General features: G+C 70.3%; 18 protein-coding genes. 3 read left to right on the top strand and 15 right to left on the bottom strand.

All coding sequences use genetic code 11. The features are described from left to right. Positions 1 to 8: 8 nt before the first annotated feature. From nuoK to KMS84_RS22175, 11 genes are read right to left on the bottom strand one after another with little or no spacing between them, the layout of a single operon-like run. Positions 9 to 308, bottom strand: coding sequence for an NADH-quinone oxidoreductase subunit NuoK (gene nuoK / locus KMS84_RS22225; protein ID WP_020130147.1), 300 nt, complete (start codon positions 306 to 308; stop codon positions 9 to 11). Further along, positions 305 to 1,147 carry an NADH-quinone oxidoreductase subunit J gene (locus KMS84_RS22220; protein ID WP_256918168.1) on the bottom strand — a complete coding sequence of 281 codons (843 nt, stop codon included), beginning with the start codon at positions 1,145 to 1,147 and terminating at the stop codon, positions 305 to 307. Before KMS84_RS22220 ends, nuoK begins: the two co-directional genes overlap by 4 nt. Then, positions 1,144 to 1,794, bottom strand: coding sequence for an NADH-quinone oxidoreductase subunit NuoI (gene nuoI / locus KMS84_RS22215; protein ID WP_256918167.1), 651 nt, complete (start codon positions 1,792 to 1,794; stop codon positions 1,144 to 1,146). The genes KMS84_RS22220 and nuoI overlap by 4 nt, the downstream gene beginning before the upstream one ends. Continuing rightward, positions 1,787 to 3,148, bottom strand: coding sequence for an NADH-quinone oxidoreductase subunit NuoH (gene nuoH / locus KMS84_RS22210; protein ID WP_256918166.1), 1,362 nt, complete (start codon positions 3,146 to 3,148; stop codon positions 1,787 to 1,789). Before nuoH ends, nuoI begins: the two co-directional genes overlap by 8 nt. Beyond that, positions 3,145 to 5,649 (bottom strand): NADH-quinone oxidoreductase subunit G, encoded by a 2,505-nt coding sequence (locus KMS84_RS22205; RefSeq protein WP_256918165.1) that lies wholly within the window; start codon positions 5,647 to 5,649, stop codon positions 3,145 to 3,147. The genes nuoH and KMS84_RS22205 overlap by 4 nt, the downstream gene beginning before the upstream one ends. Next, on the bottom strand, positions 5,646 to 6,998 hold the full coding sequence (gene nuoF / locus KMS84_RS22200) for an NADH-quinone oxidoreductase subunit NuoF (protein ID WP_256918164.1): 1,353 nt from the start codon (positions 6,996 to 6,998) through the stop codon (positions 5,646 to 5,648). Before nuoF ends, KMS84_RS22205 begins: the two co-directional genes overlap by 4 nt. Beyond that, positions 6,995 to 7,882 (bottom strand): NADH-quinone oxidoreductase subunit NuoE, encoded by an 888-nt coding sequence (gene nuoE, locus KMS84_RS22195; protein WP_256918163.1) that lies wholly within the window; start codon positions 7,880 to 7,882, stop codon positions 6,995 to 6,997. Before nuoE ends, nuoF begins: the two co-directional genes overlap by 4 nt. Further along, positions 7,879 to 9,255, bottom strand: coding sequence for an NADH-quinone oxidoreductase subunit D (locus tag KMS84_RS22190; RefSeq protein ID WP_256918162.1), 1,377 nt, complete (start codon positions 9,253 to 9,255; stop codon positions 7,879 to 7,881). The genes nuoE and KMS84_RS22190 overlap by 4 nt, the downstream gene beginning before the upstream one ends. Further along, positions 9,252 to 10,016 carry an NADH-quinone oxidoreductase subunit C gene (locus KMS84_RS22185; RefSeq protein WP_256918161.1) on the bottom strand — a complete coding sequence of 255 codons (765 nt, stop codon included), beginning with the start codon at positions 10,014 to 10,016 and terminating at the stop codon, positions 9,252 to 9,254. The genes KMS84_RS22190 and KMS84_RS22185 overlap by 4 nt, the downstream gene beginning before the upstream one ends. Next, entirely contained in the window at positions 10,013 to 10,567 is a 555-nt protein-coding gene (locus tag KMS84_RS22180) for a NuoB/complex I 20 kDa subunit family protein (protein ID WP_069769172.1), read from the bottom strand. Before KMS84_RS22180 ends, KMS84_RS22185 begins: the two co-directional genes overlap by 4 nt. 14 nt (positions 10,568 to 10,581) lie before the next feature. Next, positions 10,582 to 10,941, bottom strand: coding sequence for an NADH-quinone oxidoreductase subunit A (locus KMS84_RS22175; RefSeq protein ID WP_007383963.1), 360 nt, complete (start codon positions 10,939 to 10,941; stop codon positions 10,582 to 10,584). Positions 10,942 to 11,684: 743 nt separating this feature from the next. Here KMS84_RS22175 and KMS84_RS22170 point away from each other — a divergent pair. Continuing rightward, positions 11,685 to 12,488, top strand: a complete 804-nt coding sequence (locus KMS84_RS22170; RefSeq protein ID WP_256918160.1) for a C40 family peptidase — start codon at positions 11,685 to 11,687, stop codon at positions 12,486 to 12,488. A 518-nt stretch (positions 12,489 to 13,006) separates the two neighbouring features. Here the strand turns inward: KMS84_RS22170 and KMS84_RS22165 are convergent. Beyond that, the gene (locus tag KMS84_RS22165; RefSeq protein WP_438818973.1) at positions 13,007 to 14,314 is read right to left on the bottom strand and encodes a geranylgeranyl reductase family protein; all 1,308 of its coding nucleotides are present in this window, start codon (positions 14,312 to 14,314) and stop codon (positions 13,007 to 13,009) included. A 97-nt stretch (positions 14,315 to 14,411) separates the two neighbouring features. Between KMS84_RS22165 and KMS84_RS22160 the strand changes: the two genes are divergently transcribed. Both KMS84_RS22160 and KMS84_RS22155 read left to right on the top strand, forming a co-directional pair. Beyond that, entirely contained in the window at positions 14,412 to 14,918 is a 507-nt protein-coding gene (locus KMS84_RS22160; RefSeq protein ID WP_256918159.1) for a GNAT family N-acetyltransferase, read from the top strand. Between the two features lie 92 nt (positions 14,919 to 15,010). Then, entirely contained in the window at positions 15,011 to 15,352 is a 342-nt protein-coding gene (locus KMS84_RS22155; RefSeq protein ID WP_438818972.1) for a PASTA domain-containing protein, read from the top strand. Between the two features lie 136 nt (positions 15,353 to 15,488). On the opposite strand, the gene KMS84_RS22150 is transcribed toward KMS84_RS22155, so the two are convergent. The 3 genes from KMS84_RS22150 to KMS84_RS22140 are packed head-to-tail and all read right to left on the bottom strand — an operon-like array spanning position 15,489 to position 19,920. Continuing rightward, entirely contained in the window at positions 15,489 to 16,184 is a 696-nt protein-coding gene (locus tag KMS84_RS22150; RefSeq protein ID WP_256918158.1) for a demethylmenaquinone methyltransferase, read from the bottom strand. Positions 16,185 to 16,216: 32 nt separating this feature from the next. After that, on the bottom strand, positions 16,217 to 17,548 hold the full coding sequence (locus tag KMS84_RS22145; RefSeq protein ID WP_256918157.1) for an acyltransferase family protein: 1,332 nt from the start codon (positions 17,546 to 17,548) through the stop codon (positions 16,217 to 16,219). After that, complete coding sequence (locus KMS84_RS22140; protein ID WP_256918156.1) at positions 17,545 to 19,920, bottom strand: bifunctional polysaccharide deacetylase/glycosyltransferase family 2 protein; 2,376 nt, start codon at positions 19,918 to 19,920, stop codon at positions 17,545 to 17,547. The genes KMS84_RS22145 and KMS84_RS22140 overlap by 4 nt, the downstream gene beginning before the upstream one ends. Positions 19,921 to 20,042: the final 122 nt, after the last annotated feature.

Here is a 20,042-nt window from a genome sequence, read left to right as displayed (position 1 = left end):
CCGACCCCTTACAGCTTCATCAGGCTGGCGTCGTCGACCGAGGCCGAGTGGCGGGAACGGAACAGCGACACGATGATCGCGAGTCCGACCACGACCTCCGCGGCGGCGACGACCATCGTGAAGAACGCGATGATCTGGCCGTCGAGATTGCCGTGCATCCGGGAGAAGGTGACGAACGCGAGGTTGCAGGCGTTGAGCATGAGCTCGATGCACATGAAGACGACGATCGCGTTGCGCCTGATCAGCACACCCGTCGCACCGATCGTGAACAACAGGGCCGCGAGATAGAGGTAGTTGACGGGATTCACTTCGACGCCTCCTCCGTCCGCTTCAGGTGCGGCGGCTCGATCGCGGCCCGCTCCAGGCGCTCCTCGGCGCGCTGTTCCAGGGCCTTGAGGTCGTTGAGCGCCTCGACGGACACGTCCCGGATCTGACCGCGCTCGCGCAGCGTGCTGCTGACCGTGAGCTCCGAAGGCGTGCCGTCGGGCAGCAGGCCCTGGACGTCCACGGCGTTGTGCCGCGCGTACACGCCCGGCGCCGGCAGCGGAGGCACGTGCTTGCCCTCGCGCACCCTGCGCTCGGCCATCTCGCGCTGGGTCAGGGCCCGCTCGGTGCGCTCGCGGTGGGTGAGCACCATGGCGCCGACGGCGGCCGTGATGAGCAGGGCGCCGGTGATCTCGAAGGCGAAGACGTACTTGGTGAAGATGAGGGCGGCGAGGCCCTCCACGTTGCCGTTCGCGTTCGCCTCGGTGAGGCCGGTGAACTCCGTCAGGGAGGCGTGGCCGATGCCGGCGACCAGCAGGACGCCGAAGCCGAGGCCGCTGAGGACGGCCAGCCAGCGCTGTCCCTTGATGGTCTCCTTCAGGGAGTCCGCGGCGGTGACGCCGACCAGCATCACCACGAACAGGAACAGCATCATGATCGCGCCGGTGTAGACGACGATCTGCACGATGCCCAGGAAATAGGCGCCGTTGGCGAGGTAGAAGATCGCCAGAATGATCATGGTTCCGGCGAGGCAGAGCGCGCTGTGCACGGCCTTCTTCATGAAGACGGTGCACAGGGCGCCGATCACCGCGACGGTGCCGAGCACCCAGAACTGGAAGGCCTCACCGGTGGAGGTGGAGTAGGCGGCGAGCTGCGCGCTCATCGGCGGATCACCTCCTCCGAGGCGGGCTCGTCCGCACCGGTCGTGGAGGCGGCCTCCTGTGGCGTCTCGCCCTTGGAGACGGCCACCTGGCGCTCGGTGCCGGGCGCCGCCTCCGTCACCAGACCCCGGTAGTAGTCCTGTTCGTCCGTGCCGGGGTAGATGGCGTGCGGGGAGTCCACCATGCCGTCGTCGAGGCCGGCGAGCAGCTGCTCCTTGGTGTAGATCAGGTTCGCGCGGCTGGAGTCGGCGAGTTCGAACTCGTTCGTCATCGTCAACGCGCGCGTGGGGCACGCCTCGATGCACAGGCCGCACAGGATGCACCGGGCGTAGTTGATCTGGTAGACGCGCCCGTACCGCTCGCCCGGCGAGTAGCGCTCCTCGTCGGTGTTGTCGGCGCCCTCCACGTAGATCGCGTCGGCCGGGCAGGCCCAGGCGCACAGTTCACAGCCGACGCACTTCTCCAGGCCGTCCGGATGGCGGTTGAGCTGGTGCCGCCCGTGGAACCGGGGAGCCGTGGTCTTCTCCTGCTCCGGGTACTGCTCGGTCAGCCGCTTCTTGAACATGGCCTTGAAGGTCACGCCGAAGCCGGCCACCGGGTTCTGGAATCCGGGCGTCGCACGCCCGGCCTCCTTGGGCTCCTCAGCCATCGGACGCCTCCTTTCCGTCTCGCGATCCGTCACTCACAGTGTCCACCCCGCCACTGACAATGAGCTCCCGCTCCCGGCGCGGGCTGCGCCTGGGCACCGGCGCGAGCTCCTGTCCGGGCAGCGGCGGGACGGGGAAGCCGCCCGCCATCGGGTCGAAGCCGACCGGCTCGGCCGGCTCCTGTGCGCTCTTGCCGCCGCCGCGGAACGTGTCCACCACGAAGGAGAGCAACAGCAGGACCAGGACGCCGCCGCCGACGTAGAGGAAGATGTCGGCGAAGTCGTAGTTCTCGTTGCGCAGCGTCCGCACGGTCGCCACGAGCATCAGCCACGTCACCGAGACGGGGATCAGGACCTTCCAGCCCAGCTTCATCAGCTGGTCGTAGCGGACCCGGGGAAGCGTGCCGCGCAGCCAGATGAAGAAGAACAGCAGCAGCTGCACCTTGACGACGAACCAGAGCATCGGCCACCAGCCGTGGTTCGCGCCCTCCCAGAAGGTGCTGATCGGCCAGGGAGCCCGCCAGCCGCCGAGGAACAGCGTGGTCGACACCGCCGAGACCGTCACCATGTTCACGTACTCGGCGAGCATGAACATCGCGAACTTGATGGAGGAGTACTCGGTGTTGAAGCCGCCGACGAGGTCGCCCTCGGACTCCGGCATGTCGAAGGGGGCGCGGTTGGTCTCGCCGACCATCGTGACGATGTACAGGATGAAGGAGACCGGCAGCAGCAGGATGTACCAGCGGTCGTGCTGCTGCTCGACGATCGTCGACGTCGACATCGATCCCGAGTACAGGAACACCGAGGCGAACGCGGCGCCCATCGCGATCTCGTAGGAGATCATCTGCGCGCACGACCGCAGGCCGCCCAGCAGCGGGTACGTGGATCCGGAGCTCCACCCCGCAAGGACGATGCCGTAGATCCCGACCGAGGCGACCGCGAGGATGTACAGCATCGCGATCGGCAGGTCGGTGAGCTGCATCGTGGTGCGCTGGCCGAAGATCGAGACCTCGTTGTCGGCCGGCCCGAAGGGGATCACGGCGATCGCCATGAAGGCCGGGATGGCCGCGACGATCGGCGCGAGGACGTACACCACCTTGTCCGCGCGCTTGACGATGAGGTCTTCCTTCAGCATCAGCTTGATGCCGTCGGCGAGCGACTGAAGCATGCCCCAGGGGCCGTGCCGGTTGGGGCCGATGCGCAGCTGCATCCAGGCGACGACCTTGCGCTCCCACACGATGGAGAACAGCACGGTCACCATCAGGAAGGCGAAGCAGAACACCGCCTTGACGACGACCAGCCACCAGGGGTCGCGGCCGAACATCGAGAGGTCTTCAGCGGCGAAGTACGGGCTCATGCCTCCACCTCCTTGGGGGCGTCGGCGCCGAGCGTCGCCGGGCCGATGCGGACGAGGGATCCGGGCGTGACCCCGGCGTCGGAGGCGACGCCCCGGCCGGTGGAGTTCAGCGGCAGCCAGACCACCCGGTCGGGCATCTCGGTGATCTGGAGCGGCAGTTCCACGACGCCGGCGGGACCGGTGACGGCGAGCAGGTCGCCGTCCCCGACGCCGGCCTCGGCGGCCGTGGCGGCCGACACACGCGCGTGTGCGGCGTGCCGGGTCCCGGCGAGCGCCTCGTCGCCCTGCTGGAGGACGCCCTGGTCGAGCAGCAGGCGGTGCCCGGCGAGCACCGCCTCCCCGGCCGCGGGTCGCGGCAGCTGGGCGGCCGTCTCCGCGGGGGCGGCGGCCCGCGGCCCGCTCCAGGCTCCGAGCCGGTCGAGTTCCGCGCGCGCGGTGCGCAGGTCGGGCAGTCCGAGGTGGACGTCCATGGCGTCCGCGAGCATCTGGAGCACCCGGGCGTCCGCCGGCGCCCCGCGCCGGGTCATCTGGTCGGGCTTCAGGGCCGCCTCGAAGAAGCGCACCCTGCCCTCCCAGTTGAGGAACGCGCCGGCCTTCTCGGCGACCGCGGCCACCGGCAGGACGACGTCGGCGTGCTCGGTGACCTCGCCGGGCCGCAGCTCCAGCGACACCACGAACCCTGCCTCGGCCAGTGCGGCACGCGCGCGTGCCGGGTCGGGCAGGTCCGCGACCTCGACGCCGGCGACCAGCAGCGCCTGGAGTTCGCCGGACACCGCGGCCTCGACGATCTGCCCGGTGTCACGGCCGTAGCGGTGCGGGAGTTCGGCCAGGCCCCACACCGCGGCGACCTCGTCCCGCGCGCGGGGATCGGTCGCCGGACGGCCGCCCGGCAGCAGCGACGGCAGGGCGCCCGCCTCGATCGCGCCCCGCTCCCCCGCCCGGCGCGGAATCCACACCAGCCGGGCGCCGGTCGCCGAGGCGGCCCGCACCGCGGCGGTGAGGGCACCGGCCACCCCGGCGAGCCGCTCCCCGACGACGATCAGCGCGCCGGGGGTCCGCAGCGCCTCGGCGGCCGTGCCGCCCGCGTCCTGCAAGCCGACTCCGCTCGCCAGCGCGTCCAGCCATTCCGTCTCGGTGCCCGGAGCGGCCGGCAGCAGCGTGCCGCCCGCCTTCTCCAGCCCCCGGGTGACGTGCGTGGCCAGCGAGAACACCCGCTGCCCGTGCTTGCGCCAGGCCTTGCGCAGTCTCAGGAAGACGCCGGGCGCCTCCTCCTCCGACTCGAACCCGGCCAGCAGCACCGCGGGCGCCTTCTCCAGGAGGGTGTACGTGACGCCCCCGCCGTCGAGGTCGCGACCGCGGCCGGCGACGTGGGCGGCCAGGAAGTCGGCCTCCTCACTGCTGTGCACCCGCGCGCGGAAGTCGATGTCGTTGGTGTCGAGCGCCACGCGCGCGAACTTGCTGTACGCGTAGGCGTCCTCGATGGTCAGCCGGCCGCCGGTCAGGACGCCGGTCCTGCCGCGCGAGGCCAGCAGCCCCTGGGCCGCGATCTGCAGCGCCTCCGGCCAGGAGGCCGGCACGAGGTCTCCCTCGGCGTTGCGCACCCGGGGCGTGTCCAGCCGGTCGCGCTGCTGGGCGTACCGGAAGGCGAACCGCCCCTTGTCGCAGATCCACTCCTCGTTGACCTCGGGGTCGTCGGCGGCCAGGCGCCGCATGACCTTGCCGCGCCGGTGGTCGGTGCGCGTGGCGCAGCCGCCGGAGCAGTGCTCGCAGACAGACGGCGAGGAGACCAGGTCGAAGGGCCGGGAGCGGAACCGGTAGGCCGCCGAGGTCAGCGCGCCCACGGGGCAGATCTGGATGGTGTTGCCCGAGAAGTACGACTCGAAGGGGTCGCCCTCGCCGGTGCCGACCTGCTGGAGCGCGCCCCGCTCGATCAGCTCGATCATCGGGTCGCCCGCCACCTGGTTGGAGAACCGGGTGCAGCGCGCGCACAGCACGCACCGCTCACGGTCGAGCAGCACCTGCGTGGAGATCGGGAGGGGCTTCTCGTACGTGCGCTTGCGGCCCTCGAAGCGGGACTCGGCCTGGCCGTGCGACATGGCCTGGTTCTGGAGGGGGCACTCGCCGCCCTTGTCGCAGACCGGACAGTCCAGCGGGTGGTTGATGAGGAGCAGTTCCATCACACCGTGCTGCGCCTTCTCGGCCACGGGCGAGGTGAGGTGGGTCTTCACCACCATGCCGTCCGTGCAGGTGATGGTGCACGACGCCATGGGCTTGCGCTGGCCCTCCACCTCGACGATGCACTGCCGGCAGGCGCCGGCCGGGTCGAGGAGGGGGTGGTCGCAGAAGCGGGGGATCTCGATGCCGAGCTGCTCGGCGGCCCGGATGACCAGGGTGCCCTTGGGCACGCTGATCTCGGCGCCGTCGATGCTCAGCGTGACGAGATCCTCCGGCGGGACCGCCGCCTCGCCGCCTCCGGAGGGAGCGCTGGTGGTCACCGTCATGCGTTCACCTCCGTGTGCTTGTCCGCCCAGGCCGTCGACCTGGCGGGGTCGAAGGGGCAGCCTCGGCCCGTGATGTGCTCCTCGTACTCCTCGCGGAAGTACTTCAGGGAGGAGAAGATCGGCGAGGCGGCGCCGTCGCCGAGGGCGCAGAAGGACTTGCCGTTGATGTTGTCGGCGATGTCGTTGAGCTTGTCGAGGTCGGACATCGCGCCCTTGCCGGCTTCGATGTCCCTGAGCAACTGCACGAGCCAGTAGGTGCCTTCGCGGCACGGCGTGCACTTGCCGCAGGACTCGTGGGCGTAGAACTCGGTCCAGCGGGTCACGGCGCGCACGACGCACGTCGTCTCGTCGAAGCACTGCAGGGCCTTCGTGCCGAGCATGGAACCCGCGGCGCCCACTCCCTCGTAGTCAAGAGGGACGTCGAGGTGCTCGTCGGTGAACATCGGCGTCGACGAGCCGCCGGGGGTCCAGAACTTGAGCCGGTGCCCGGGTCGCATTCCGCCGCTCATCTCCAGGAGCTGGCGCAGTGTGATGCCGAGCGGGGCCTCGTACTGGCCGGGGCTGGCGACATGGCCGCTGAGGGAGTAGAGCGTGAAGCCCGGGGACTTCTCGCTTCCCATCGACCTGAACCATTCCTTGCCTTTGTGCAGGATCGCGGGAACTGACGCGATCGACTCGACGTTGTTCACCACAGTCGGGCACGCATAGAGGCCCGCGACCGCAGGAAAGGGGGGACGGAGCCGCGGTTGGCCACGGCGGCCTTCGAGCGAGTCGAGCAGTGCGGTCTCCTCACCGCAGATGTACGCGCCGGCGCCGGCGTGCACGGTGAGCTGGAGATCGAGCCCGCTGCCCAGGATGTTCTCGCCGAGGTAGCCCGCCGCGTAGGCCTCGCGCACGGCCTCGTGCAACCGCCGCAGCACAGGGACGACTTCACCGCGAAGATAGATGAAGGCATGAGACGACCGGATGGCATAGCACGCGATCACGATGCCCTCGATGAGGCTGTGCGGGTTCGCGAAGAGGAGCGGGATGTCCTTGCAGGTCCCCGGCTCCGATTCGTCGGCGTTGACAACTAGATAGTGCGGTTTCCCATCCCCCTGGGGAATGAACTGCCATTTCATTCCCGTGGGGAATCCCGCGCCGCCGCGCCCTCGCAGACCGGAGTCCTTGACGTACGCGATCAGGTCGTCCGGCGACATGGCGAGCGCCTTGCGCAGACCCTCGTACCCCTCGTGCCTGCGGTAGACGTCGAGGCTCCAGGACTTGTCCTCGTCCCAGAAGGCCGACAACACGGGTGCGAGCAGCTTCTCGGGGCTGCTGCCTTTCAGCTCGGGTGCCAAGGTCATCACTCCCCCTCCTCGGCGGTAGGCCCTGCCGGGTGGGCCGGGTCGGAGGCCGACGTGTCCTGCGGCGCGTCATGCGAACTCAGGTGCTCGGTGGGCGACGGGTCGTGCGGCTTGGCGTCGCTCGGCGCCCTGTCCTGCGGCTCGTCGTGCGGCCCGCCGTCGCGCGGATGGACCACGCGCGCGGGTGCGGTCTCTCCCCTTGCCAGGCGAAGACCCACCAGCGACGCCGGTCCCGCTCCGCCGCTCGCCTCGACGGCCCCCTCGCGCTCGTCGGGGAAGCCCGCCAGGATCCGGGCGGTCTCCTTGAAGGTGCACAGCGGCGCACCGCGCGTGGGTGAGACGGTGCGCCCGGTCCGCAGGTCGTCGACCAGGCGCTTCGCGCTCTGCACGGTCTGGTTGTCGAAGAACTCCCAGTTGACCATCACGACCGGCGCGAAGTCGCAGGCCGCGTTGCACTCGATGTGCTCCAGAGTGATCTTTCCGTCGTCGGTGGTCTCACCGTTGCCGACACCCAGATACTCCTGGAGCCCCTCGAAGATCGCGTCGCCGCCCATCACCGCGCACAGCGTGTTGGTGCACACGCCCACCTGGTAGTCGCCGCTGGGGCGGCGCCGGTACATGGTGTAGAAGGTGGCGACCGCGGTGACCTCGGCCGTCGTCAGGTCGAGCACGTCCGCGCAGAACCGCATCCCGGTGCGCGTGACGTGTCCCTCCTCCGACTGCACCAGGTGCAGCAGCGGCAGGAGCGCGGACCGGGAGTCGGGGTAGCGGGCGATGATCTCGCGCGCGTCCGCCTCCAGTCGGGCTCGGACGTCGTCCGGGTAGGCGGGCGCGGGCAGTTCGGGCATGCCCAGGCTGACGCCCCGCTCGGAAGAAGAGGTGGTCACCGGTCGACGCCTCCCATCACGGGGTCGATGGACGCGACGGCGACGATGACGTCGGCGACCTGGCCGCCCTCGCACATCGCCGCCATGGCCTGAAGGTTGGTGAAGGACGGGTCCCGGAAGTGGACCCGGTAGGGGCGGGTGCCTCCGTCGGAGACGGCGTGCACCCCGAGTTCGCCCTTGGGCGACTCGACTGCCGCGTACGCCTGTCCCGGCGGCACGCGGAAACCCTCGGTGACCAGCTTGAAGTGGTGGATCAGGGCCTCCATGGAGGTGCCCATGATCTTCTTGATGTGGTCGAGGGAGTTGCCGAGGCCGTCCGGGCCCAGGGCGAGCTGGGCGGGCCAGGCGATCTTCCGGTCGGCGACCATGACCGGGCCGGGCTGCAACCGGTCCAGGCACTGCTCCACGATCCGCAGCGACTGCCGCATCTCCTCCAGGCGGATGAGGAAGCGGCCGTAGGAGTCGCAGGAGTCCGCGGTCGGGACGTCGAAGTCGTACGTCTCGTAGTCGCAGTAGGGCTGTGTCTTGCGCAGGTCGTGGGGCAGACCGGTGGAGCGCAGGATCGGGCCGGTGGCGCCGAGGGCCATGCAGCCGGCCAGGTCGAGGTAGCCGACGTCCTGCATACGGGCCTTGAAGATGGGGTTCCCGGTGGCGAGCTTGTCGTACTCGGGGAGGTTCTTCTTCATCTTCTTGACGAACTCGCGGATCTGGTCCACCGCGCCGGGCGGCAGGTCCTGGGCGAGTCCGCCGGGGCGGATGTACGCGTGGTTCATCCGCAGGCCCGTGATGAGCTCGTAGATGTCGAGAATCATTTCACGATCACGGAATCCGTAGATCATGATCGTGGTGGCGCCGAGCTCCATGCCGCCGGTGGCGATGCACACCAGGTGGGACGACATTCGGTTCAGCTCCATCAGGAGCACCCGGATGATCTTGGCTCGCTCGGTGATCTGGTCCTCGACGCCCAGGAGCTTCTCGACGCCGAGACAGTAGGCGGTCTCGTTGAAGAAGGACGTCAGGTAGTCCATGCGCGTCACGAACGTGGTGCCCTGGGTCCACGTGCGGTACTCGAGGTTCTTCTCGATACCGGTGTGGAGGTAGCCGATGCCGCAGCGGGCCTCGGTGACCGTCTCGCCCTCGATCTCCAGGATGAGGCGGAGCACCCCGTGGGTGGAGGGGTGCTGGGGACCCATGTTGACGACGATGCGCTCGTCGTCGGCGCGAGCCGCGGACTGCACGACCTCGTCCCAGTCGCCGCCGGTGACCGTGTACACCGTGCCCTCGGTGGTCTCACGGGCGGACGCCATCGAGGAGGTGGTCCCGGAGGGACTCGATGAGGGGTGGTGGCCGGGCGACGGGGTGGGAGTGCTCATGAGTACGACCTCCGCTGGTCCGGAGCCGGGATCTGGGCGCCCTTGTACTCGACGGGGATGCCGCCGAGGGGGTAGTCCTTGCGCTGCGGATGGCCCGGCCAGTCGTCGGGCATCATGATCCGCGTCAGCGCCGGGTGACCGTCGAAGACGATGCCGAAGAAGTCGTAGGTCTCGCGCTCGTGCCAGTCGTTCGTGGGGTACACGGAGACCAGGGACGGGATGCGCGGCTCGGCGTCCGGGGCGCTGACCTCCAGGCGGATCAGCCGGTTGTGGGTGATCGAGCGCAGGTGGTAGACGGCGTGCAGCTCGCGCCCCTTGTCGTTCGGGTAGTGGACGCCCGAGACGCCGGTGCACAGCTCGAAGCGCAGGGCCGGATCGTCGCGCAGCGTGCCGGCGACGCGCAGCAGGTGCTCGCGCTCGATGTGGAAGGTGAGCTCGCCGCGGTCGACGACCGTCTTCTCGATGGCGTTCTCGGGGAGCAGTCCCTGTTCTTCCAGCGCGCCCTCGAGTTCGTCGGCCACCTCGTCGAACCAGCCGCCGTACGGGCGGCTCGCCGCTCCCGGGAGCCGGACGGAGCGGACCAGGCCGCCGTAGCCGGAGGTGTCGCCGCCCTCGGCGGCGCCGAACATGCCGCGCTGGACGCGGACCTCCTCCCCGCCCTGGCCGCGCTGGCCGGGGAGGTTGGAGGCGGAGAGGTCCTTCTCGGGGTTCACCCCGTTCGAGGAGCCGTTCGCGCCGTGGGTGCCGTTCGCGTCGCTCACCGCAGCAGCCCCTTCATCTCGATCATGGGCAGGGCCTTGAGCGCCGCTTCCTCCGCCTCGCGCGCCGCCTCCTCGGCGTTCACGCCCAGCTTGGTGTTCTGGATCTTCTGGTGGAGCTTGAGGATCGCGTCCATCAGCATCTCGGGGCGCGGCGGGCAGCCCGGGAGATAGATGTCGACGGGGACGATGTGATCGACGCCCTGGACGATCGCGTAGTTGTTGAACATGCCGCCGGACGAAGCGCACACGCCCATGGAGATGACCCACTTGGGGTTCGGCATCTGGTCGTAGACCTGCCGCAGCACCGGCGCCATCTTCTGGCTGACCCGGCCGGCCACGATCATCAGGTCCGCCTGGCGGGGCGAACCGCGGAAGACCTCCATGCCGAAGCGCGCCAGGTCGTAGCGGCCGGCGCCGGTGGTCATCATCTCGATGGCGCAGCAGGCGAGGCCGAAGGTGGCGGGGAAGACGGACGCCTTGCGCACCCAGCCCGCGGCCTGCTCGACGGTGGTCAGCAGGAAGCCGCTCGGCAGTTTTTCTTCGAGTCCCATGACTTAAAGGCCCCTCAGTCCCATTCCAGGCCGCCGCGCCGCCATACGTACGCGTACGCCACGAAGACGGTGAGCACGAAGAGCAGCATCTCCACGAGCCCGAAGACACCCAGGGCGTCGAAGGTGACGGCCCAGGGGTAGAGGAAGACGATCTCGATGTCGAAGACGATGAAGAGCATCGCCGTCAGGTAGTACTTGATCGGGAAGCGCCCGCCGCCGGCCGGCGTGGGGGTCGGCTCGATTCCGCACTCATAGGCCTCGAGCTTGGCGCGGTTGTAGCGCTTCGGCCCGATCAGCGTGGCCATGACCACGGAGAAGATCGCAAAGCCTGCTCCGAGGGCTCCCAGTACGAGGATGGGCGCATAAGCGTTCACCGCTCCTCGCTCCTCTCAGTCGGCACTGACTGCTGGCGATGGCGTGGGCCCCGTGGCCTGCTCAACGGCGCCGCCCACCCCGTCCGTCCTGACGAAGATCGCGAACATGTGAAGCAGGTCACAAGCCCAACTGCCTCGCATCCTATGCCCGCCGCTCTGTGATCTGCGACACGGGGTATTACACAAGCTTTGTGATCTCCACCACCTGACGAAGGATCATGAAGTCGTATCAGCGGTGATCTTCATACGCGAAGCGTCAGAGTGATCACAAGAAGTGACATTTTCGCTCGTCACCGCAGGCGGCAGGGTGCGTCTCCATATCAAGAGGGTTCCCTTGCATGCAAATTGGAGCTGGACGCGACCTCCTGATAGTGGTCCGCGTTCACACATCGGAGGGAGTCCGGCTCGCGGTGTGGACGCGTGCGCACGTTCACGAGCGGAACGAATCGCACCGCATGCGCGAGACGCGGTCGCCCCGGTAACCGTTCCGTGACCTCCGCCACACTCGTGTGGGCCGCCTAAGAAGCGGGGTTGGCCAACGGTCGTGACCGATGGTAGGCGGCGGGCAATCCGGACGTAACGACGAAAGCCCATGATCACAGGCTTGATCACCTGCGTCCGCAATGTCCGTTACGGCGTCAATAAGGAACAGCGGAACAGGTATTTGAGGCATCCGTTGAACAACTGTGGCGCAGCACACGTTTCTTGAAGGTATGGAGGAGCCCCTGATACCGGTTGTACCCATGTCCCACACCGCTCACATACGCAGCCACCGGAAACCCCGCCGCAGCGCGTCGACGATCGCGATGCGGGCCGGAGTCGCCAGTGGTGTCCTCGGCACGCTGGCCGTCGCCACAGCAGCCGGCACGGCCAACGCCGCCGAGCCGGTGACGCAGACGCTCGAACTGCCTGTGCTCACCGGCGACCTGGCCGCCCAGGTCGCTCAGTCCGCCCAGGCCACCCAGCAGGCCGCGGCGAACTACCAGCTGCACGCCGAGCGCGACGCGGCCGCCGCGGCGGCCGCCAAGGAAGCCAGGAAGGACCTCGCGCACGCCAAGGCCGAGGCCAAGCAGAAGGCCGAGGCCGCCCGCAAGGCCGCCGCCGAGCGGGCCACGCGCGCCGCCGAGCGCACCACGCTCTCCGCCCCGGCGAGCAGCAGCAACGTCACCAGCACCAGCAGCTCCACCGCGACCGGTTCGGCCGCGGCCGTCATCGCCTTCGTGAAGGCGCAGATCGGCGACGCCTACGTCTCCGGCGGCACCGGCCCCAACTCGTGGGACTGTTCGGGGCTGATGCAGACCGCCTTCAAGCAGGTCGGCATCGACCTGCCGCGCGTCTCGCAGGACCAGTCGACCGCCGGCACCCAGGTCTCCCTGGACAACCTGCAGCCGGGCGACATCCTGTACTGGGGCAGCGCGGGCAGCGCGTACCACGTGGCGGTGTACGTCGGCGACGGCATGTTCGTCGGCGCGCAGAACCCCTCCACCGGTGTGGCGGAGAAGCCGCTGTCCTACGACCCGCCGACCGGCGCGGTCCGGGTGCTCTGACACCCACTCGGCGCGCCCGTGGGAGCGCCGCACGCACGCAAGGGCCGCAGCCGCTCGGGGGCAGCGGCCCTTCGGGCTGCCCCGACGCGCCCCGGCACGGCCCCCAACGGGCCCTGAGCGAGCCGCAACGGGCCCACCCGACCCCGGAGCCCGACGGAGCCCGCGCGGACGCCTGTGAGCCGGGAGGGGGCCCTGAGTCGAACGAGGGCCGCGACCGGGACGGGTCGGGCGGGCGGGCGCTCGGCCGATGAGCGGGGCCGCTCGGTCGCTCGGAGGGCAGGCGGATCCGCTCCGACGGTCGCGGGGCAGACGGATCCGGTTCGGCGCTCGCGAAAGCTTGGGCGGTCCAATTCGGCGACGCTCGTGGAACATTCGCCCCGCGCCGGTACATCGCGAGAGTGTCCGACATGTCGGACACTTCGTCAGTGCGGTACGTGGAGGCGGCCGGCGGGAGGAACCCCTCACGCGCCGGGCCGCCGGACGACGGATCTGACGGACCTGACGGCCTCGGCCAGCGGTCAGGCCTTGGGGGCCACCTTGCTCAGGCCGTTGATGATGCGGTCCATCGCGTCGCCGCCCGTGGGGTCGGTCAGGTTGGCGAGCATCTTGAGGGTGAACTTCATCAGCAGCGGGTGGGTCAGACCGCGCTGGGCCGCGATCTTCATGACCTTCGGGTTGCCGATGAGCTTCACGAACGCGCGGCCCAGCGTGTAGTAGCCGCCGTAGGTGTCGGCGAGGATCTGCGGGTAGCGCTGGAGGGCCAGTTCACGCTGGCCCGGGGTGGCGCGGGCGTGGGCCTGGACGATGACGTCGGCGGCGATCTGCCCCGATTCCATGGCGTAGGCGATGCCCTCGCCGTTGAAGGGGTTCACCAGGCCGCCGGCGTCGCCGACCAGCAGCAGTCCCTTGGTGTAGTGCGGCTTGCGGTTGAAGGCCATCGGCAGGGCCGCCCCGCGGATCGGGCCGGTCATGTTTTCGGGGGTGTACCCCCAGTCCTCCGGCATGGACGCGCACCAGGCCTTGAGGACCTCGCGCCAGTCGAGCTCCTTGAAGGAGTCGGAGGTGTTCAGCACGCCCAGGCCGACGTTGGACGTCCCGTCGCCCATGCCGAAGATCCAGCCGTAGCCGGGCAGCAGACGGTCCTCGCCCGGGCCGCGGCGGTCCCACAGCTCCAGCCAGGACTCCAGGTAGTCATCCTCGTGGCGCGGAGAGGTGAAGTAGGTGCGGACCGCGACGCCCATCGGGCGGTCCTCACGACGGTGCAGGCCCATCGCCAGCGAGAGGCGCGTGGAGTTGCCGTCGGCGGCCACCACGAGCGGGGCGCGGAAGGTCACTTCGCGCTTGTCCTCGCCCAGCTTGGCGTGGACGCCGGTGATGCGGCCGGTGCGCTCGTCGAGGATCGGGGCGCCGACGTTGCAGCGCTCGTAGAGGCGGGCGCCGGCCTTCTGGGCCTGGCGGGCGAGCTGCTCGTCGAAGTCGTCGCGCTTGCGGACGAGGCCGTAGTCGGGGAAGGAGGCGAGGTCGGGCCAGTCGAGCTGGAGCCGCACCCCGCCGCCGATGATCCTCAGGCCCTTGTTGCGCAGCCAGCCGGCTTCCTCGGAGATGTCGATGCCCATGGCCACGAGCTGCTTGGTGGCGCGCGGGGTGAGACCGTCGCCGCAGACCTTCTCCCGCGGGAACTCGGTCTTCTCCAGGAGGAGCACGTCGAGTCCGGCCTTGGCGAGGTAGTAGGCGGTCGTGGAGCCGGCCGGTCCGGCGCCGACGACGATCACATCGGCGGCGGTCTCGGAGAAGGGCTCGGCGTGGGGCTCGTTCACGGCGGTCACGGCGGGATCTCCCCAAGTTCGCAATCTGCGTGCCGACCGGCACTGGACATGGGCAGTCTATTCAGCAGCATTGATCACCTGGCTGAAGGGCTGCCCCGTGAACCGAGCTCTGCCCGCAGTACGCCTTCGCGTTCCGACCGACGAGGACGCCGTCGCCTGGCACCGGGTCTTCGACGACCCCGACGTCATGGAGTTCCACGGGGGCAGATCGGCCGAGCTCTCGGTCTACGAGGAGCTCACCGCCCGCCAGCGCCGGCACGACGCCGAACGCGGCTTCTGCCTGTGGACGGTCCTGGACGACGACGACCGGGTGCTCGGCTTCACCGGCGCCCAGCCGTGGCCCTGGGAGTGGGGCCCCCGGGGCGAGATCGAGATCGGGTGGCGGCTCGGGCGGCAGCACTGGGGGCACGGCTACGTGACGGCGGCGGCGCGGCTGACCCTGGACCGCGTGCGGGCGGCCGGGGCCCCGGGGGTGGTGGCGATGGTCGACGCGCGCAACGAGCGGTCCATCGCCGTCGCGCAGCGGCTCGGGATGCGGCTCGCGGAGGTCTTCACCACCCCGGGGCCGGAGCGGGAGGGGCACTGCTACCGCCTCGCCTGGTGACCCTTCGTAGTTCTCGGCTACAGAAAGACACCTGACGCTTCCCGGCGGCCCGCGGGGCGGTTACCCTTCCGGTACCGCTGGGGGTGACATCTGTGCTCATACCGCCCAAGACACCCGATGTGCGCGTGCCCAGGCTGGTCGGCCTGATGGCCGTGGACGCCCGCGAGGCCGCCGCGGCGCAGGGCGTGCTGCTGGCCGCGCCGGACCGGCCGGACTTCCACCGCGCGGTCGTCGACCACGTCGTACGGCAGTACCCGCCGCCGGGCGTCGAGGTGCCGCGCGGGGCCGTCGTCACCGTGTGGTTCGACTTCTCCGAGGGGGAGGGCGGCGGAGGCGCGGGCGTGCGCGAGCCGCGCGTGCCGGGACCGGGCGGCGGCGGGCTCCGGCGCGAACGGGACGGCAGTGCGGACCCGTTCGAGTCGGTCCTGCGCTGAGGTCTTCCGCCGACGTCCTTCGCCGGAGTCCGCCGGGTGACGTGCTCCGCTCACATCGTCCGCCGGTTGCGTGGCCCGCTCACAGCGTCCGCCGGTGGGCTCCGCCGAGCCCGGCTCCCCCCTCGCGGCCGAGGGGTCAGGCGGTCTTGAAGCCCCGGTGCAGGGTGACCACGCCGCCGGTCAGGTTGCGCCAGGCGACCTTCGACCAGCCGGCCTTGCGCAGGTGCTCGGCGAGGGCGGGCTGGTCGGGCCAGGCGCGGATGGACTCGGCGAGGTAGACGTAGGCGTCGGGGTTGGAGGAGACCGCGCGGGCGACCGGCGGCAGGGCGCGCATCAGGTACTCGGTGTAGACGGTCCGGAAGGGCGCCCAGGTCGGGTGCGAGAACTCGCAGATCACGACGCGTCCGCCGGGACGGGTCACCCGGTGCATCTCGCGCAGGGCGGCGTCGAAGTCCTGCACGTTGCGCAGGCCGAAGGAGATGGTGACGGCGTCGAAGGTGTCGTCCTTGAAGGGCAGCCGCGTCGCGTCCCCGGCCGTGAACGGCAGCCACGCGTGGTTCCGCTTGCCGACCTGGAGCATCCCGAGCGAGAAGTCGCAGGGGACGACGTAGGCGCCGGTCCGCGCGAAGGGGAGCGAGGAGGTGGCCGTGCCGGCCGCGAGGTCCAGGACCTTCTGCGCGGGCCGGGCGTCGACCGCCTTGGCGACCTCCTTGCGCCACCTGCGGTCCTGGCCCAGCGACAGCACGTCGTTGGTCAGGTCGTACCGTTCCGCCACGCGGTCGAACATCGAGGCGACTTCGTTGGGCTGCTTGTTCAGGGAGGCGCGGGTCACCCGCCCATTGTGGCAGCCCGGCCCCCCGCGCCTCACGGCAGGAGCCTCGGTTTCTTCCGTGCCGCGACGTCCTCGACCCACCCGCACAGCAGCACGAAGACGCCGATCAGCAGCCAGCCCACGCCGAACAGGAACCACTGGCTGTCCAGCGGGAGGTACGCCTCGAACGCGGGGACGTCCCACAACCGGTCGATCAGCGGCACGGCCAGGATCAGGGCGATCTCGTGCCAGAGGTAGACCGTCACCGCACGCGCGTTGAAGACGGTGACGATCCGGTTCGTGCGCCGGTGGCGGGTGAGCCGGGCGAAGTCGATGCCGAAGTACGCCTTCGCCCACATCAGCGGCAGGACGAAGCCCGCCGACCAGAAGGCCTGCGCGAGCGGGTTCTCGTCCAGGTCGTAGGTGCCGGCCTCGGCCCGGTGCGTGAAGGCGTACCAGCCGCCGAAGGCGATCGCCGCGAGCGAGACCACGGCCACCGCGGCGGGCTTCATCCGCTGAAGCACGCCGTCGCGGTGCGCGAAGCCGAGCATCCAGCAGGAGAGGTACGTCGACAGGTCCCACAGCGCCGTGCCGACGCGGCCGTCCGGACCCGCTCGTACGAAGGTCAGCGCCAGGACCGGCGCCAGGGAGAGCGCCAGCACGGGCCCGGGGGCGAGCCGGAACAGGCGCAGCAGCAGCGGTGAGAGGAGGACGAACCAGAGGTAGGTCCGCAGGTACCAGAGGATCTCCCAGGCCTGCGCGCCCCAGGCGTTGCCCGGTGGGTCGCCCAGCGGCACGACCCAGTAGACGATGTCCCAGCCCGGCATCCAGCCGTGCACCAGCATCGCCAGGACGACGAAGGCGCCCCAGAACCAGAACGGCGGCAGGAGCCGGCGCAGGCGGCTGCGCACCACGCTCACGGCCGGCCGTTCCAGGGACTTCGCCATCAGGGTGCCGGCCAGGCCGAACATGATCCCCATGGAGGGGAAGACCATGCCCGCCCAGGCCCAGCCGAAGGTGTGGTAGGCCACGACCCTGATCAGGGCGAGGGCGCGCAGGGTGTCGAAGTACCGGTCGCGCTGGGGGACGGCCCGCGCCGGCTCCGGCTCCGACCGCGCCTCCGGGCCCGGCTCCCACCGCGCCTCCGGCTCCCCGTGTGCCGTGGGCGGGGACCCGGTCCTCGTCTCCTCGACGGCGACCGCCCGGCCGTACTCCTCGTACTGCCCGTACTGCCCGTACTGCCCGTGCTGCCCGTGCTGCCCGTACTGCCCGTGCTGCCCGTGCTCCGCGTACCCGTCGTACCCCTCGTCCCCGTACGGGTACTGCGCCTGCTGTCCGTGCTGAGGGCCGTGGCCCTGCCCGTGTCCGTCCCGGTTCCAGCTCATCGGCTCGCCTCCGCCGGCGTGCCGACCTCGCCCGTGCGCTTCAGCTTCTGCCAGCGCAGCCGGCCGCCGGTGAGCGCGGTGACGCAGGAGTGGATGAGGACGAGGTACATCATCTGCCGGTAGGCCAGTTGTTGCAGCGGCATCATCAGCAGGTAGCGGTACTTCTCGCGGTCCAGGCGGAACGCGTAGGCGGCGCAGCCGAGTTGGACGCCGAGGACCGCGAGCCAGGCCAGCAGGGCCGCCCGGAGGTCGATGAAGATCATCGAGTAGAGGGTGAAGACGTCGATGAGCGGGGCGAACACCGGGGTGACGATCTGGAAGAGCACCACCAGCGGCATGCCCACCCGGCCGAAGCGGCCCGAGGGCCCCCTGTCCGTCAGGGACCCGCGGTGCTTCCACAGCGCCTGCATGGTGCCGTAGGACCAGCGGTAGCGCTGGGACCACAGCTGCTTCAGCGAGCCCGGCGCCTCCGTCCAGGCCTTGGCGTGCTCCTGATAGACAACGTGCCAGCCGGCCCGGTGCATGGCGATGGTGATGTCGGTGTCCTCGGCGAGGGTGTCCTCGCTCATGCCGCCGACCTCCAGCACGGCGTCGCGGCGGAACGCCCCGATCGCCCCGGGGATGGTCGGCATGCAGCGCAGCAGGTCGTACATGCGGCGGTCGAGGTTGAAGCCCATCACGTACTCGATGTGCTGCCAGGCGCCGATGACCGTGTCGCGGTTGCCGACCTTCGCGTTGCCGGCGACCGCGCCGACCTCCGGTTTCGCGAAGGGCTGCACCAGTCGGCGCACGGCCTCCGGCTCGAAGACCGTGTCGCCGTCCATCATCACGACGATGTCGTGGGCGGCGTTGCGGACGCCGTTGTTGAGGGCGGCGGGCTTGCCGGCGTTCTCCTGGCGGATGACGCGGACGTTCGTCATGCCGAGGGAGCGCGCCGCCTCGCGGGCGATCCCGGAGGTGCCGTCGGTCGAGCCGTCGTCCACGACGACGACCTCGATCGGGTGGGTGCTGTCCGCCAGCGACTTCAGGGTGTTGGCGATGCACTCCTTCTCGTTGTACGCCGGGACGATCACGCTGACCGGCCGGGTGACCGCGGGTCCCCAGCTGAAGCGGCGTCTGTTGCGCCGGCGGGAGTGGCGGCGGGCCAGGAGCAGCATCATGCCGAAGCGGCCCATGACGGCCACGCCGACGACCATCAGTCCCACGGAGAGCGTCGGCACGGTCCACTCGGCGAGGGCGACGGCGGCGATGAGCGCCTTGCCCTCGTAGAGGGTGACCCCGGTGGCCTCGCGGTGGGCGGCCTGGAGACGGTTCCCCGTCCCGCCGGCGCCGCCCGCCCCGCCGGGCAGCCCACCGGACCGCTCCCCCGGCGTGCCCGTCGTGCCGGTGGCGCCCGTGGCCCCCGCGGTGTTCGTGGTCCCCGCGGTGTTCGTGGCGCCGGTGGCGGCCGCCGCCCGCTGCCGGGAGGTGCCCGAGGCGTCGCGGGCCGCCGCGGCCTGCTTCTCCAGCACGCCGCTGATGGTGGTGAAGGTGTAGCCCGCGGCCTTCATCTTCTTGATGTAGGCGGGCAGCGCCTTGATCGTCTGCGAGCGCTCGCCGCCGGCGTCGTGGAAGAGGACCGACGCGCCCTTGCCGGCGTCCGGCGTGGCCCACTCGACGATCTTCGAGACACCCGGTCGCTTCCAGTCGTCGCTGTCGGTGTCGACGAAGACGCTGGTGTAGCCGTCCTCGCCGAGCTCCTTGTAGACCGGCCAGCTGTAGTTGTCGATGGCGTCGGTCTCGGAGGAGTACGGGGCCCGGAACAGGGTCGTGGTGATGCCGGCCGCCCCGGCCAGGGCCAGTTGCGTCTGCGTCATCTCCCGCCGGACGCGGGCGGAGGACTGGTAGGAGAGGTCGACGTGGGTGAAGGTGTGGATGCCCACCTCGTCGCCCTGGCCGACCATGTCGTCGACGATGTCCGGGTAGCGCGAGACCATCGAGCCGACCAGGAAGAACGTGCCGGGCACGTCGTACGCCCGCAGGATCCGCAGCACCTGCGGGGTCCAGGTGGGGTTCGGGCCGTCGTCGAAGGTCAGCGCGATCGTCTTGTCCGGCACCGAGACCGTGGTGGCGCTGCCGCCCTGGAACGTCAGGATCGGGCCGCCGTCCAGGACGGCTTCGGGGACGTCGCTGGAGCTCGCCCCGGTGCGCACGCGCTGGTCGCCGCCGACCTCGGCGCGCAGATAGCCGTCGAGGAGCATCACGCTGGTGAGGGCGAGCAGGAGCAGCAGGGCGAGGATGACGCGTGGTTTCTGGAGCGCCGCGGCCTTGCCCGCCGCCCGCTCGATGCGGGTGGGCGCGCGGCGGCGGCCGCGGGAGGTGGTGGTCGTCATGGAAGCGGCTGTGCTCCGGTCACTCGGCGGCCGCCCCGACCGCGACCGCCGCCGAACGGCAGCAGCGAGGACGGGGTCAGCGAGGTGCCCCAGCCCATGAACGCGGCGCCCAGGACGGTCGC

Source organism: Streptomyces hilarionis (genome assembly GCF_024539675.1).
Taxonomy (GTDB): domain Bacteria; phylum Actinomycetota; class Actinomycetes; order Streptomycetales; family Streptomycetaceae; genus Streptomyces; species Streptomyces hilarionis.
Note: the sequence above shows the minus strand (reverse complement) of the source record. Positions and strands in the feature narration are given on the sequence as shown.

Bases quoted from the DNA above. Each gene is read 5' to 3' on its own strand.
- KMS84_RS22205 (WP_256918165.1), bottom strand. From the start codon at position 5,649: ATGACGGTGACCACCAGCGCTCCCTCCGGAGGCGGCGAGGCGGCGGTC.
- KMS84_RS22170 (WP_256918160.1), top strand. From the start codon at position 11,685: ATGTCCCACACCGCTCACATACGCAGCCACCGGAAACCCCGCCGCAGC.
- KMS84_RS22220 (WP_256918168.1), bottom strand. From the start codon at position 1,147: ATGAGCGCGCAGCTCGCCGCCTACTCCACCTCCACCGGTGAGGCCTTC.
- KMS84_RS22190 (WP_256918162.1), bottom strand. From the start codon at position 9,255: ATGAGCACTCCCACCCCGTCGCCCGGCCACCACCCCTCATCGAGTCCC.
- KMS84_RS22140 (WP_256918156.1), bottom strand. From the start codon at position 19,920: ATGACGACCACCACCTCCCGCGGCCGCCGCCGCGCGCCCACCCGCATC.
- nuoH (WP_256918166.1), bottom strand. From the start codon at position 3,148: ATGAGCCCGTACTTCGCCGCTGAAGACCTCTCGATGTTCGGCCGCGAC.
- KMS84_RS22180 (WP_069769172.1), bottom strand. From the start codon at position 10,567: ATGGGACTCGAAGAAAAACTGCCGAGCGGCTTCCTGCTGACCACCGTC.
- KMS84_RS22145 (WP_256918157.1), bottom strand. From the start codon at position 17,548: ATGAGCTGGAACCGGGACGGACACGGGCAGGGCCACGGCCCTCAGCAC.
- nuoI (WP_256918167.1), bottom strand. From the start codon at position 1,794: ATGGCTGAGGAGCCCAAGGAGGCCGGGCGTGCGACGCCCGGATTCCAG.